The sequence below is a fragment of the Mesorhizobium sp. B2-5-3 genome (assembly GCF_006441005.1).
In the GTDB taxonomy this organism is placed as follows: Bacteria; Pseudomonadota; Alphaproteobacteria; order Rhizobiales; family Rhizobiaceae; genus Mesorhizobium.
The window spans coordinates 225,885-240,204 of record NZ_VFUS01000004.1; the positions used below are offsets into that span (position 1 = coordinate 225,885).

A 14,320-nucleotide genomic window follows, 5' to 3' on the forward strand; every position below is an offset into this window, starting at 1 on the left:
GGCGATAGCCCGGAGCGAGAAGAACGGGGCGGGGCGAACGAAGAAACGACCAGGAGAATTCGATGGCGCCGTATTCGACACCCCACCCGTTGATGCCCAATTTGGACCAGATCGAGAAGATGAACCAGGACCTGACCAGGATGATGCCGAAGGAGATGGCCGGCGCCGTCAACCTTCTGGCGCACCCTGTCGCGGGCGCGGCGGCGATGTCGGCTCTGGGACTTGGGCTCGCCAACCACGCTTTCGGCGTCTGGTTGGGCGCGCTGTCGGGCGCAGCCGAGGCGTCGCAACGCCTCATGCAGCCGCTCATCGAGGATTTCGAGGCGCGCGTCGAACAATTCGAGGATGCGAGCCTTTCATCCACCAGAGCGCGGGCGACGGCCAAGACCCTGATTGCGGAGGCGCAGTCCTTCGCGCAGGAAGTCACCGACATTGCCGCCAGGGAGGCCGCCACCACGGTGCCGGCGGCACAGGCGGGGCGGTCAGCGGACGAGCTTCCGGATGTGCTGCTGCCCGAGGATTTCAGGCAGCCCAAGGCTGTGGACAGGCCGGCGAAGCCTTCGGATCTCAAGAAGATATCGGGCATCGGCCCGAAGCTGGAGACGGTGCTCAACGGGCTCGGCATCTGGACGTTCCGCCAGATCGCCGACTGGTCGCCCGAAGAGATCGCCTGGGTCGACGACTACCTGTCGTTCAACGGCCGTATCGTGCGCGACGACTGGCTTGCCCAGGCGGCTTTGCTGGCCGCGAAGAAGTGAGTGAAATGCCGGGCGCCGCGTCCGTCGCGCCCGGGAAATGAGATTGCGGGAAATCCGCAGAGGTTTGAGGCGAATGGCAAAGCTCAAGGTCGACGGGAAAGAAATCACTGTACCCGACCATTACACGCTGCTCCAGGCGGCAGAGGAGGCGGGCGCGGAAGTGCCGCGCTTCTGCTTCCACGAGCGGTTGTCGATCGCCGGCAATTGCCGCATGTGCCTGATCGAGGTGAAGGGCGGGCCGCCCAAGCCGCAAGCGTCCTGCGCCATGGGCGTGCGCGACCTGCGTCCTGGTCCGAACGGCGAAGCGCCGGAAATCTTCACCAACACGCCGATGGTCAAGAAGGCCAGGGAAGGCGTGATGGAATTCCTGCTGATCAACCATCCGCTGGATTGCCCGATCTGCGACCAGGGCGGCGAATGCGACCTGCAGGACCAGGCGATGGCCTTCGGCGTTGATTCCTCGCGCTATCACGAGAACAAGCGCGCGGTCGAAGACAAGTATATCGGCCCGCTGGTCAAGACGGTGATGAACCGCTGCATCCACTGCACGCGCTGCGTTCGCTTCACCACCGAGGTTGCCGGCATTTCCGAACTCGGCCTGATCGGCCGCGGCGAGGATGCCGAGATCACCACCTATCTCGAGCAGGCGATGACCTCGGAGCTGCAGGGGAATGTCATCGACCTGTGCCCCGTCGGCGCGCTGACCTCCAAGCCTTTCGCCTTCCAGGCACGGCCGTGGGAACTGACCAAGACCGAATCCATCGACGTCATGGATGCCGTCGGCTCGGCGATCCGCGTCGACAGCCGCGGCCGCGAGGTGATGCGCATCCTGCCGCGCGTCAACGAGGCGGTGAACGAGGAATGGATCTCCGACAAGACCCGGTTCATCTGGGACGGCCTGCGCACGCAGCGCCTCGACCGGCCCTATGTGCGCAAGGACGGTAAGCTGGCCCCGGCGAGCTGGGCCGAGGCCTTCGCGGCAATCAAGGACGCCGTGTCGAAGACTACGCCCGAGAAGATCGGCGCCATAGCGGGCGATCTTGCCGCGGTTGAGGAAATCTACGCGCTGAAGCTCCTGATGGCCGCACTCGGTTCGAAGAACATGGATTGCCGCCAGGACGGCGCCGCGCTCGACCCGTCGCTTGGCCGGGCAAGCTACATTTTCAACCCCACCATCGAAGGCATCGAACAGGCGGACGCGGTGCTGATCATCGGCGCCAATCCGCGCTTCGAAGCCTCGGTGCTCAACGCCCGCATCCGCAAGCGCTGGCGGGTCGGCAATCTGCCGGTCGGCGTCATCGGCGATGTCGGGGATACACGCTATGACTACGAACTGCTGGGCGCAGGACCGGAATCGCTCAAGGATCTGGCCGACGGTGATGGCAAGTTCTTCCAGGTGCTGAAGAAGGCCACGCATCCGCTCATCATCGTCGGCCAGGGCGCGCTGGCACGCCCCGATGGCGCGGCGGTGCTCGGCCAGGCAGCGAAGCTCGCCATGGCCGTGAACGCCGCGCGCGCGGACTGGAACGGCTTTGCCGTGCTGCACAATGCGGCTGGACGCGTCGGCGGCCTCGACCTTGGCTTCGTGCCGAGCGAGGGCGGCAGGAACGTCGCCGGCATGCTGGGCGAGACGGACGTGCTGTTCTTGCTGGGCGCCGACGAAATCGACATGGCAAAGACCGGCGGCGCTTTCGTGGTCTATGTGGGCACCCATGGCGATGCCGGCGCGCACCGCGCCAACGTCATCCTGCCGGGCGCTGCCTACACCGAGAAGTCGGGCACCTATGTCAACACGGAAGGGCGCGTGCAGCAGACCAACCGCGCCGGCTTCGCGCCGGGCGACGCGCGCGAGGATTGGGCCATCATCAGGGCATTGTCGGATGTACTGGGCAAGAAGTTGCCGTTCGATTCACTGCCGCAGCTGCGCGCTAAACTCTACGGCGAGTACCCGCATCTTGCCCGCATCGACCAGGTTGCTGCGGGCAATGCCGAGGATATCGCCAATGTGGCGAAGCTTGGCGGACGGCTGAACAAGGGCACGTTCACGTCGCCGGTCCAGGACTTCTACCTGACCAACCCGATCGCGCGGGCCTCTGCCGTGATGGCGGAGTGCTCGGCGCTGGCCAAGAGCGGCTTCAAGCAGGCGGCGGAATAAGCATGGACACCTTCTTCTCCTTTTACGTGCTGCCGGCGCTGATCATCGTGTTGAAGTCGGTCGTACTGATCGTCGTGCTTCTCATCGCCGTCGCCTACCTGCTCTATGCAGACCGCAAGATCTGGGCGGCGGTGCAACTGCGCCGCGGCCCGAACGTCGTCGGCCCCTGGGGCACGCTGCAGGCTTTCGCCGACCTGTTGAAGTTCGTCTTCAAGGAGCCGGTGATCCCGTCCGGCGCCAACAAGGGCGTGTTCCTTTTGGCGCCATTGGTATCGGCGGTTCTGGCGATCTCGGCCTGGGCGGTCATTCCGGTCAGCCAGGGCTGGGCCGTCGCCAACGTCAATGTCGGTATCCTCTATGTCTTCGCCATCTCCTCGCTCGAGGTTTATGGCGTGATCATGGGCGGCTGGGCGTCCAATTCGAAATATCCGTTCCTCGGGGCGCTGCGTTCGGCCGCACAAATGGTGTCCTACGAGGTCTCGATCGGCTTCGTCATCGTCACCGTGCTGCTTTGCGTCGGCTCGCTCAACCTGTCCGACATCGTGCTGTCGCAGCAGGATGGGCTGGGCACCAGGCTCGGCCTGCCCAACACCTTCCTCGACTGGCACTGGCTGTCGCTGTTGCCGATGTTCGTCATCTTCTTCATCTCGGCGCTAGCCGAGACGAATCGCCCGCCTTTCGACCTCGTCGAAGCCGAATCGGAACTGGTCGCCGGCCACATGGTCGAATATTCGTCGACGCCGTTCCTGCTGTTCTTCCTCGGCGAATATGTCGCCGTCGTGCTGATGTGCGCGCTGGCCACCATCCTGTTCCTCGGCGGCTGGCTGCCGCCGTTCGACTTCGCGCCCTTCACCTGGGTGCCGGGGGTGATCTGGTTCGTGCTCAAGATCTGCCTGATGTTCTTCATGTTCTCCATGGTGAAGGCGTTCGTGCCGCGTTACCGCTACGACCAACTGATGCGGCTTGGCTGGAAGGTGTTCCTGCCGATCTCGTTGTTCATGGTGGTGCTGACCGCCGCCTTCCTCAAGATCACGGGGTTTGCGTGATGTCCGCTCTGTCCCAGGCCGCCAAATCGCTGCTGCTGAAGGATTTCGTCAGCGCCTTCTTCTTGTCGATGCGCCAGTTCTTCGCGCCGAAGGAGACGATCAATTATCCGCACGAGAAAGGGCCGGTGAGCCCGCGCTTCCGCGGCGAGCATGCCTTGCGCCGTTATCCCAATGGCGAGGAACGCTGCATAGCCTGCAAATTGTGCGAGGCGATCTGCCCGGCGCAGGCCATCACCATCGAGGCCGGCCCGCGCCGCAACGACGGCACGCGCCGTACCGTGCGCTACGACATCGATATGGTGAAGTGCATCTATTGCGGCTTCTGCCAGGAAGCCTGCCCGGTCGACGCCATCGTCGAGGGGCCGAATTTCGAATTCGCGACCGAGACGCGCGAGGAACTCTACTACGACAAGGATAGGCTGCTGGCGAATGGCGACCGGTGGGAGCGCGAACTGGCGCGCAACATCTCGCTGGACGCACCGTACCGCTGATATCGCATGGACAGGGGCGAGGGCCCTTGTCCGGGGATGACCCGAAGCATTTCAGGCAAGGTCATCCCTCAGGACTTCAGAGTTGCCCATGTTTCTTTGCGCCGGGTCTTTCAACCCGGTTGGAACATGGGCTAGGACAACGCGGCTTCGCACCGGAGGCGGAACGAAGCCACAGACAACAAACAGGACGAACGTCCTGTTTGGACAGGAACCCGGGGGAACCCCAATGCTGAGTGGACTAGAGGCGGCCTTTTTCTACCTCTTCGCCTTTGTCGCCGTGGCGTCGGCGTTCATGGTCATTTCGTCGCGCAACCCCGTGCATTCGGTGCTGTTCCTGATCCTGACCTTCTTCAACGCCGCCGGCCTGTTCATGCTGACGGGCGCCGAGTTCCTGGCGATGATCCTGCTCGTCGTCTATGTCGGCGCTGTCATGGTGCTGTTCCTGTTCGTCGTCATGATGCTCGACGTCGACTTCGCCGAGATGAAGGAGGGCGCTCTGCAATATGCGCCGATCGGCGCGCTGGTCGGACTGATCCTGGCGGCGGAACTGATCGTGGTGCTCGGCGGCTATACCTTCGCGCCGCAGCTCGCCTCGACGGTATCGAAGCCGATTCCCGATCTCGCGGCGCGCTCGAATACGGCAGCGCTCGGCGACATCCTCTATACGGACTACCTCTACTACTTCCAGATCTCGGGCCTCGTGCTGCTGGTGGCCATGATCGGTGCCATCGTTTTGACGCTGCGCCACAAGGAAGGGGTCAAGCGGCAGTCGATCGCAGCCCAGGTCGCCCGCACGGCGGCGACGGGCATGGAAATCCGCAAGGTCAAGTCGGGCGAAGGAGTCTGAGATGGTCGTCGGCATCGCACATTATCTGACCGTATCGGCGATCCTTTTCACGCTCGGCGTGTTCGGCATCTTCCTGAACCGTAAGAACGTGATCGTCATCCTGATGTCGGTCGAGTTGATCCTGCTTGCGGTCAACATCAATTTCGTCGCCTTTTCGGCGGCTCTCGGCGACCTCGTCGGCCAGGTGTTCGCGCTGTTCGTGCTGACGGTCGCGGCGGCGGAGGCCGCCATCGGACTTGCCATTCTCGTCGTCTTCTTCCGCAACCGCGGCTCGATCGCGGTCGAAGACGTGAACATGATGAAGGGTTGACGGAACCACCATGTACCAGGCCATCGTCTTCCTTCCGCTGCTCGGCTTCCTGATCGTCGGCCTGTTCGGCACTTCGCTCGGCGCCAAGGCGTCCGAATACATCACCTCCGGATTCCTGGTGATCGCGGCGGTGCTGTCGTGGGTTGCTTTCTTCACCGTCGGTTTCGGCCATGGCGAGGTGTTCACCGTGCCGGTGCTGCGCTGGATCCAGTCCGGCGGACTGGAGGCGTCCTGGGCGCTCAGGATCGACACGCTGACTGTGGTCATGCTGGTGGTGGTCAACACCGTGTCGGCGCTGGTCCATATCTACTCGATCGGCTACATGCACCACGATCCGAACCGGCCGCGTTTCTTCGCCTATCTGTCGCTGTTCACCTTCGCCATGCTGATGCTGGTGACGGCCGACAACCTCGTGCAGATGTTCTTCGGTTGGGAAGGGGTGGGCCTGGCGTCCTACCTGCTGATCGGCTTCTGGTACAAGAAGCCCTCGGCCAACGCCGCGGCCATCAAGGCCTTCGTCGTCAACCGCGTCGGCGATTTCGGCTTCGCGCTCGGCATCTTCGGCGTGTTCGTGCTGTTCGGCTCGGTCAATCTCGGCACCATCTTCGCCAATGCGGCGACGTTCATCCCGGCTGAAGGCGCCCCGCAAGGTGCTGCGGTGCTGACCTTCCTCGGTTATGCGCTGGACAAGCAGGCAGCGATGACGATCGTCTGCTTGCTGCTGTTCATGGGTGCCATGGGCAAGTCGGCGCAGGTGCCGCTGCACACCTGGCTGCCGGACGCCATGGAAGGTCCGACACCGGTCTCGGCGCTCATCCATGCCGCCACCATGGTGACGGCCGGCGTGTTCATGCTGGCGCGGCTGTCGCCGCTGTTCGAGCTGTCGCATTCGGCGCTGACGGTGGTGACCTTCATCGGCGCCTTCACCGCCTTCTTCGCGGCGACCGTCGGCCTCGTCCAGAACGACATCAAGCGCGTCATCGCCTATTCGACCTGCTCGCAACTTGGCTACATGTTCGTGGCGCTCGGCGTCGGCGCCTATGGCGCGGCGATCTTCCACCTGTTCACGCATGCCTTCTTCAAGGCGCTGCTGTTCCTCGGCTCGGGCTCGGTCATCCATGCTGTTTCCGACGAGCAGGACATGCGCAAGATGGGCGGCCTGAGGACGCTGATCCCGACGACCTACTGGATGATGGTAATCGGCACGCTGGCGCTGACCGGCGTCGGCATTCCGGTCACCGTTATCGGCACCGCCGGGTTCTTCTCCAAGGATGCCATCATCGAGACGGCCTTTGCCGGGCATAATTCCGTGGCGGGCCTCGCCTTCGTGCTGCTGGTGATCGCCGCCGGCTTCACCTCCTTCTATTCCTGGCGGCTGATCTTCATGACCTTCCACGGCAGGCCGCGGGCGAGCCATGAGGTGATGCACCATGTCCATGAATCGCCGCCGGTGATGCTGGTGCCGCTGTTCGTGCTGGCGGCGGGCGCGCTGTTTGCCGGCATCATCTTCCACGGTGCCTTCATCGGCGAAGGCTATGCCGAATTCTGGAAGGCGTCGCTGTTCACACTGCCGGACAATCACATCCTGCACGACATTCACGAACTGCCGCTATGGGTCGAGCTGTCGCCGTTCATCGCCATGCTGATCGGCCTGGCGCTGGCGTGGAAGTTCTACATCCGCTCGCCGGAAATGCCGGTCAATCTGGCCGCCCAGCATCGCGGGCTCTATGCCTTCCTGCTCAACAAATGGTATTTCGACGAGCTCTATGACTTCCTCTTTGTGCGGCCGGCCAAACGCCTCGGTTCCTTCCTGTGGAAGACCGGCGACGGCACCGTCATCGATGGTCTCGGGCCTGACGGCATTTCGGCACGCGTCGTCGATGTCACCAACCGCGTCGTCAAGTTGCAGACCGGCTATCTCTATCACTATGCCTTCGCCATGCTGATCGGCGTTGCCGCATTCGTCACCTGGATGATGCTCTGATGACCGCTTGGCCAATTCTCTCGCTGGTCACCTTCCTGCCGTTGGTTGGTGTGCTGCTCATCCTGTTCATCAACGACGACAGCGAAAACGCACGCCGCAACATCCGCGCCATCGCGCTGCTGACGACGACGTTCACCTTCATCGTCTCGCTGTTCATCTGGACCGGCTTCGACAATTCGCAAGCCGGCTTCCAGTTCGTCGAGAAGGTCGCCTGGCTCGATTCCGGCATCTCCTACCATATGGGCGTCGACGGCATTTCGATGCTGTTCGTCATTCTGACCACATTCCTGATGCCGCTCTGTATCCTGGCGTCGTGGGAAGCGATCGAGAAGCGCGTCAAGGCCTACATGATCGCCTTCCTGCTGCTCGAAACGCTGATGATCGGCGTGTTCTGCGCGCTCGACATCGTGCTGTTCTACGTCTTCTTCGAAGCCGGCCTGATCCCGATGTTCATCATCATCGGCGTCTGGGGCGGCAAGCGCCGCGTCTATGCCTCCTTCAAGTTCTTCCTCTACACGCTCGCCGGCTCGGTGCTGATGCTGCTCGCCATCATGGCGATGTTCTACCAGTCCGGCACGACCGATATCCCGACGCTGTTGACGCACAATTTCCCCGCCAACATGCAGACATGGCTGTGGCTCGCCTTCTTCGCCTCCTTCGCGGTGAAGATGCCGATGTGGCCGGTGCATACCTGGCTGCCGGATGCGCATGTCGAGGCGCCGACAGCCGGTTCGGTGATCCTGGCCGCCATTCTGTTGAAGATGGGCGGATACGGCTTCCTGCGGTTCTCCTTGCCGATGTTCCCGCTGGCGTCCGAGATGTTCGCGCCGCTGGTCTTCGCACTTTCGGTCGTGGCCATCATCTACACCTCGCTGGTGGCGCTGATGCAGGAGGACATGAAGAAGCTGATCGCCTATTCGTCGGTCGCCCATATGGGCTTCGTGACCATGGGCATTTTCGCCATGAACCAGGAAGGCGTGCAGGGCGCGATCTTCCAGATGCTCAGCCACGGCCTGGTCTCGGGCGCGCTGTTCCTGTGCGTCGGCGTCATCTATGACCGCATGCACACGCGTGAGATCGCCGCCTATGGCGGCCTGGTCAACAACATGCCGAAATACGCCACCGTGTTCCTGATCTTCACCATGGCCAATGTCGGCCTGCCGGGCACGTCAGGCTTCGTCGGCGAGTTCCTGACCATGCTCGGCGTGTTCCGGGTCAATACCTGGGTGGCGTTCTTCGCTGCCACCGGCGTCATCCTGTCGGCCGCCTACGCGCTTTGGCTCTACCGCCGGGTGATCTTCGGCGCGCTGACCAAGGACAGCCTCAAGGGCCTGCTCGACCTGTCGACACGCGAGAAGGCGATCATCTATCCGCTGGTTGTGCTGGTCATCTTCTTCGGCGTCTATCCCGCTCCCGTCTTCGACGCGACGGCCCAGTCGGTCAAGTCGCTCGTCACCAATGTCACCGCATCCATCGGCGCCGCGCAGACCGCGGCGGCGAACTGACCCAGGGGTTTTGCGAACCATGACGCCGGACCTTCTCTCCAGCCTGTCGCTCTCGACGCCCGAGCTGATCCTTGCCATCGGCGCGCTCGCGCTGCTGATGGTCGGGGCCTATTCGCGCGCCAACACCGCCAACACCGTGACCGGCCTTGCCGTTGCCGTGCTGGTGATATCGGGCGCCTGGCTGATCTTCTCCACCGGGCAGGGCAGCGCCTACGGCAATGCCTTCATCCAGGATTCCTTTGCCCGCTTCATGAAGCTGCTGGCGCTGGTGGGCTCGGCGGTGACGCTGATCATGTCGATGCGCTTCGCCAGGGCGGAGCGGTTCGACAAGTTCGAATATCCGGTGCTGATCCTTCTGTGCACGCTCGGCATGATGCTGATGATCTCCGCCAACGGCATGATCGGGCTCTATCTCGGCCTCGAGCTTCAGTCGCTGGCGATCTATGTCTTGTGCGCGATCAACCGCGAGAACCTGCGCTCGACCGAGGCGGGCCTGAAGTACTTCGTCCTCGGCGCGCTGTCGTCGGGCATGCTGCTCTATGGCATCAGCCTGGTCTATGGTTATACCGGCAACACCGGGTTCCAGGAGATCGCGACGGCGCTGGGCGGCGGAGAGCGCCAGCTTGGCCTCGTCTTCGGCCTGGTCTTCGTGCTGGCCGGCCTCGCCTTCAAGATCTCGGCGGTGCCGTTCCACATGTGGACGCCCGACGTCTATGAGGGTGCGCCTACACCGGTGACGGCTTTCCTGGCGGCGGCACCCAAAATGGCGGCTATGGCGCTGATCGTGCGCGTCACCATGGGCGCGTTCAAGCCGATCGCTTCCGACTGGCAGCAGATCATCGTCTTCATCTCCATCGCCTCGATGGCGCTCGGCTCTTTCGCGGCGATCGGCCAGACCAACATCAAGCGCCTGATGGCCTACTCCTCGATCGGCCACATGGGCTACGCGCTGGTTGGCCTTGCCGCCAACAGCCAGGCCGGCGTGCGCGGCGTCGCGATCTACATGCTGATCTATCTGGTGATGACGCTCGGCACCTTCGCCTTCATTCTCGCCATGCGGCGCAAGGAAGGCAATGTCGAGCAGATCAGCGACCTGGCAGGCCTGTCCTCGACCAACCCGATCATGGCGACGATCCTGACCATCCTGATGTTCTCGCTGGCCGGCATCCCGCCGCTCGCCGGCTTCTGGGGGAAGTGGTACGTCTTTCTCGCCGCCATCAATGCCAACCTCTACGCGCTGGCGATCATCGGCGTGCTGGCCTCGGTAGTGGGCGCCTATTATTACCTGCGCATCATCAAGATCATGTGGTTCGACGAACCGGTCGGCGGCTTCGTGCCGATGGCCAGTGAATTGCGCCTCGTACTCGGTGTCTCCGGCGCTTTCGTGCTGTTCTATGTGCTGATCGGCGGTCCGATCGGCACCTATGCCGAAGCCGCCGCCAAGACATTCTTCTGACGGGATGGCATTTCGGCTGGCTCCAACCTCGGCGTCGGAAGCATTCCGGCTGGAGGCGCATGACAGCGTCGGCTCCACCAATGCGCTGGCGCTGGATCACGCCCGGGCCGGCGACCCCGGCAGATTGTGGGTCGTTTCCAAGAAACAGGAAAGCGGGCGCGGGCGGCGCGGCCGCGTCTGGGCGACACCCGAGGGCAATCTGGCGGCGACGCTGCTCGTCCTCACCGGGGGCGAGCTTCGCCTCGCCGCGACGCTCGGTTTCGTCGCCGGCCTGGCGCTGGCCGATGCGCTCGACGCCGTGGTGCCGGCGGGCCGGATCGCCATCGGCCTCGACGGCGGCAATGAAGGCAAGAACCGTTTCGAGCTGAAATGGCCGAACGACGTGCTCGCCTCCGGCGCCAAGCTCGCCGGCATCCTGCTGGAATCGGCCATGCTGGACGGCGGCCGTTTCGCGGTGGCGGTCGGCATCGGCGTCAATGTTGTGGCGTACCCTGAGGATTTGCCGTATCCCGCGACGTCGCTTCACGCACTGGGTGCGGCATGCGATGCCGAAACGCTGTTCCTGGCGCTGTCGGATGCCTGGAGCGAGAATGCCCGCCTGTGGGACGACGGGCGGGGACTTGCCGCCGTCAGGCGGCGCTGGCTGGCACGCGCGGCAGGGCTTGGCGGCGAGGTTGCTGTCAGAATTGACGGTAATGTGGTGCGCGGGGTGTTCGAGACCATTGACGAGGACTGCCGTTTCGTGATCCGCGACGATGAGGGCTCGGTTTTGACGATCGCCGCCGGCGATGTGCATTTCGGCGCGGTCGCATCCGCCCGGGTATAGTTTTGTTTTTGCGCAATTCCAGACGGAAAACCGTTACAGACTTTTCCCGGAATTGCTTCAATGGCTTGGCCTGAGGGCCAGGAAGGAAAAAATCATGGCGAAAGCGGAAAACGCCGAACTCGTCTTCGTGCCGCTGGGCGGCGTCGGCGAGATCGGTATGAACTTCGCTCTCTACGGCTATGGTCCGCCGAGCGCGCGCGAATGGATCGTCATCGACGTCGGCGTCACCTTTCCCGACGCGGCGCATCCGGGCGTCGACCTGATCCTGCCCGACACGCGCTTCATCGAAGAGAAGATCGCCAATTTGCGCGGTATCGTGATCACCCACGCGCATGAGGACCACTATGGCGCGCTGCTGGATATCTGGCCGAGGCTCAAGGCGCCGGTGTGGATGACGCCGTTCAGCGCCGGGCTGCTGGAAGCCAAGCGCCAGGGCGAGCAGGGCGCGCCGAAGATCCCGCTGACCATCTACCGCGCGGGCGAAAAATTCACCGTCGGTCCGTTCGAAATCGAGGCGATCCCGGTCGCGCATTCGATTCCCGAACCGATGTCGCTGGCCATCACCTCGCCGGCAGGCACCGTCATCCACACCGGCGACTGGAAGATCGACCCGGCGCCGACGATCGGACCCAAGACCGACGAAGCACGGTTCCGCGCCTATGGCGACAAGGGCGTTCTGGCGCTGGTCTGCGATTCGACCAATGCTATGCGCGAAGGCGAATCGCCATCGGAAGTCGCGGTCGGCGAGGGGCTGAAAGGGGTTATCCAGGCCGCCAAGGGCCGCGTCGCCGTCACCACCTTCTCTTCCAATGTCGGCCGTATCGTTTCCATCGCCAAGGCGGCGCGCGATGCCGGCCGTCAGTGCCTGGTGCTCGGTCGTTCGCTGAAGCGCGTCATCGATGTCGCCGGCGAACTCGGCTACATGGACGGTCTGCCGGAGTTCATAGCCGAGGAGGATTTCGGCTTCATTCCGCGCGAAAACCTGGTCGTCATCTGCACCGGAAGCCAGGGCGAGCCGCTGGCGGCGCTTGCCAAGCTCTCGCGCGACGAGATGAAGTCGGTGTCGCTGACGGCCGGCGACACGGTGGTGTTTTCCTCGCGTACCATTCCCGGCAACGAGAAGGCGATCCTCGAAATCAAGAACCGCCTCGTCGATCTCGGCATCAAGATCATCGAGGACGGCGATGCGCTGGTTCATGTCTCCGGCCATCCGCGGCGCAGCGAATTGCGCAAGATGTATGAATGGGTACGGCCGCAGATCGGCGTTCCAGTGCATGGCGAGGCCGCGCATCTGGTGGCCCAGGGCTCGCTGATGTCGACGTCGGGCATCGGCCAGGTGGCGCAGGTGCGCGACGGCGACATGCTGCGGCTTGCTCCCGGCCCTGCCACGATCATCGACCAGGTGCCGTTCGGCCGTATCTACAAGGACGGCAGGTTGATCGGCACCGACCAGGCGATGGGCATTCGCGACCGCCGCAAACTGTCCTTTGCCGGCCATGTCGCGGTCAATGTGGTGCTGGACGAGAAGTATGAACTGGCCGGCGATCCCGATCTGGTCGCAATCGGCGTCGCCGAGGCCGATGCCAGGGGCGAGACGCTGGAGGACCTGATGATCGATGCGGCAATCGGCGCGGTGGACTCCATCCCCCGTCAGCGCCGAAAAGACCTCGACCTGGTGCAGGAGGCGGTACGCCGTGCCGTACGCGGCGCCGCCAACGAAGCCTGGGGCAAGAAACCGCTGGTGACTGTATTCGTCACGCGGTGACGAATAGGGGAATAAGGCAGTAGGGGAGTAGGGGAGAATGAGCCGTTGCTTTTCTTCTGTCTTGTTTCCCTACTCCCTTAAAGCGGAGCGCTCTATGCTTGGACGCCTGAACCATGTCGCGCTTGCGGTGCCGGATCTGGCTGCGGCTGTCGCTTGTTATCGCGACACGCTAGGCGCCGAAGTGAGCGAACCACAGGCGCTGCCCGAGCATGGCGTCACCGTGGTGTTCGTCAATGTCGGCGACACCAAGATCGAGTTGCTGGAGCCGCTCGGCGAGGGCTCGCCGATCGCGGCTTTCCTCGAGAAGAACCCGTCGGGCGGCATGCACCATCTCTGCTACGAGGTCGACGATATCCTTACCGCGCGGGACCGGCTCCAGGCAGCTGGCGCCCGGGTTTTGGGCGACGGCAAGCCGAAGACCGGCGCGCATGGCAAACCTGTGCTGTTCCTGCATCCGAAGGATTTCTTCGGCACGCTGATCGAACTGGAGCAATCATGAGCTGGGTTTCGTTCACCGCACTGTTTTTCGCGACCTGGTGGGTGGTGCTGTTTGCCGTTCTGCCGTTCAGCGTCAGGACGCAGGATGACGACCGTGACGTGACGCTGGGCACGGTGCCGAGCGCGCCGCGCGGACCACATATGCTGCGTGCGGTGATCCGCACCACCGTCGCCACGGCGGTGCTCATGGGCATTTTCTACGGCCTTACGCATGGGCTGGGATATAGCCTCAACGACATCCCGCACATCGTGCCGGAATTCGGCCAGGCAACGGCAAAATAGCAGCATTCAAACCGGCTCTTGCGCTTCGGGCGAGGTCACGCCGCCATTCGGCGCCGGCTCATCTGTTCAGGCTTCAAAAATCGTGACGCGGGGTAAGGTGGTTTGGCAATGCATTGCGCTAAGCAGATGATTGCACAAAAAAAATGCAAGGCACAAGGCCTTGCAATTTAAACGCGTCCGATCTGTTTCCGGTTTCCGGCGGCAGCGAGTAACCGCGCCTAGATCGCATCCTCCCAAGACTTTGACCGCGTAGGAGAACAGATTTTTCTCTGCTCTCTCGGTTATCGGGGCACATTAGCCCAACGGAAATGAAAATGTCACGAAGAATTTTGCCTTGAAACGGGCATTCTCGTGCTGCACTGCACAATAGTACGGCAGGCTTTGCTTGGGAAAGCAC

Annotated in this window: 13 protein-coding genes; all 13 read left to right on the forward strand. The window is 63.0% G+C overall.

The window, feature by feature from the left end; genetic code table 11:
- The first annotated feature begins 62 nt into the window (after positions 1 to 62).
- The 13 genes from FJ867_RS11410 (at position 63) to FJ867_RS11470 (ending at position 13,923) form a co-directional block, all read left to right on the forward strand.
- The gene (locus FJ867_RS11410; RefSeq protein WP_140817398.1) at positions 63 to 758 is read left to right on the forward strand and encodes an NADH-ubiquinone dehydrogenase; all 696 of its coding nucleotides are present in this window, start codon (positions 63 to 65) and stop codon (positions 756 to 758) included.
- A gap of 73 nt (positions 759 to 831) precedes the next feature.
- Entirely contained in the window at positions 832 to 2,913 is a 2,082-nt protein-coding gene (nuoG, locus tag FJ867_RS11415) for an NADH-quinone oxidoreductase subunit NuoG (protein ID WP_140817400.1), read from the forward strand.
- 2 nt (positions 2,914 to 2,915) lie between these two features.
- The gene (gene nuoH, locus FJ867_RS11420) at positions 2,916 to 3,959 is read left to right on the forward strand and encodes an NADH-quinone oxidoreductase subunit NuoH (RefSeq protein ID WP_140495583.1); all 1,044 of its coding nucleotides are present in this window, start codon (positions 2,916 to 2,918) and stop codon (positions 3,957 to 3,959) included.
- Entirely contained in the window at positions 3,959 to 4,450 is a 492-nt protein-coding gene (gene nuoI / locus FJ867_RS11425; RefSeq protein WP_140495584.1) for an NADH-quinone oxidoreductase subunit NuoI, read from the forward strand. The genes nuoH and nuoI overlap by 1 nt, the downstream gene beginning before the upstream one ends.
- A 226-nt stretch (positions 4,451 to 4,676) precedes the next feature.
- Complete coding sequence (locus FJ867_RS11430) at positions 4,677 to 5,297, forward strand: NADH-quinone oxidoreductase subunit J (RefSeq protein ID WP_140495585.1); 621 nt, start codon at positions 4,677 to 4,679, stop codon at positions 5,295 to 5,297.
- A gap of 1 nt (position 5,298) precedes the next feature.
- A complete protein-coding gene (gene nuoK, locus FJ867_RS11435) occupies positions 5,299 to 5,607 on the forward strand; it encodes an NADH-quinone oxidoreductase subunit NuoK (protein ID WP_019858930.1) in 309 nt (102 codons plus the stop codon).
- 10 nt (positions 5,608 to 5,617) lie between these two features.
- On the forward strand, positions 5,618 to 7,591 hold the full coding sequence (gene nuoL / locus FJ867_RS11440; RefSeq protein WP_140516407.1) for an NADH-quinone oxidoreductase subunit L: 1,974 nt from the start codon (positions 5,618 to 5,620) through the stop codon (positions 7,589 to 7,591).
- The gene (locus tag FJ867_RS11445) at positions 7,591 to 9,096 is read left to right on the forward strand and encodes an NADH-quinone oxidoreductase subunit M (RefSeq protein WP_140495587.1); all 1,506 of its coding nucleotides are present in this window, start codon (positions 7,591 to 7,593) and stop codon (positions 9,094 to 9,096) included. The genes nuoL and FJ867_RS11445 overlap by 1 nt, the downstream gene beginning before the upstream one ends.
- Positions 9,097 to 9,115: 19 nt before the next feature.
- Entirely contained in the window at positions 9,116 to 10,552 is a 1,437-nt protein-coding gene (gene nuoN / locus FJ867_RS11450; protein WP_140495588.1) for an NADH-quinone oxidoreductase subunit NuoN, read from the forward strand.
- Positions 10,553 to 10,556: 4 nt separating this feature from the next.
- Positions 10,557 to 11,378, forward strand: a complete 822-nt coding sequence (locus tag FJ867_RS11455) for a biotin--[acetyl-CoA-carboxylase] ligase (protein ID WP_140817402.1) — start codon at positions 10,557 to 10,559, stop codon at positions 11,376 to 11,378.
- Between the two features lie 94 nt (positions 11,379 to 11,472).
- Positions 11,473 to 13,143 carry a ribonuclease J gene (locus FJ867_RS11460; RefSeq protein WP_140817404.1) on the forward strand — a complete coding sequence of 557 codons (1,671 nt, stop codon included), beginning with the start codon at positions 11,473 to 11,475 and terminating at the stop codon, positions 13,141 to 13,143.
- Positions 13,144 to 13,237: 94 nt separating this feature from the next.
- Positions 13,238 to 13,642: a methylmalonyl-CoA epimerase gene (gene mce, locus FJ867_RS11465; RefSeq protein ID WP_140817405.1), complete on the forward strand. Its 405-nt coding sequence runs from the start codon at positions 13,238 to 13,240 to the stop codon at positions 13,640 to 13,642.
- On the forward strand, positions 13,639 to 13,923 hold the full coding sequence (locus FJ867_RS11470; protein ID WP_140495592.1) for a DUF1467 family protein: 285 nt from the start codon (positions 13,639 to 13,641) through the stop codon (positions 13,921 to 13,923). The genes mce and FJ867_RS11470 overlap by 4 nt, the downstream gene beginning before the upstream one ends.
- Positions 13,924 to 14,320 lie beyond the last annotated feature (397 nt).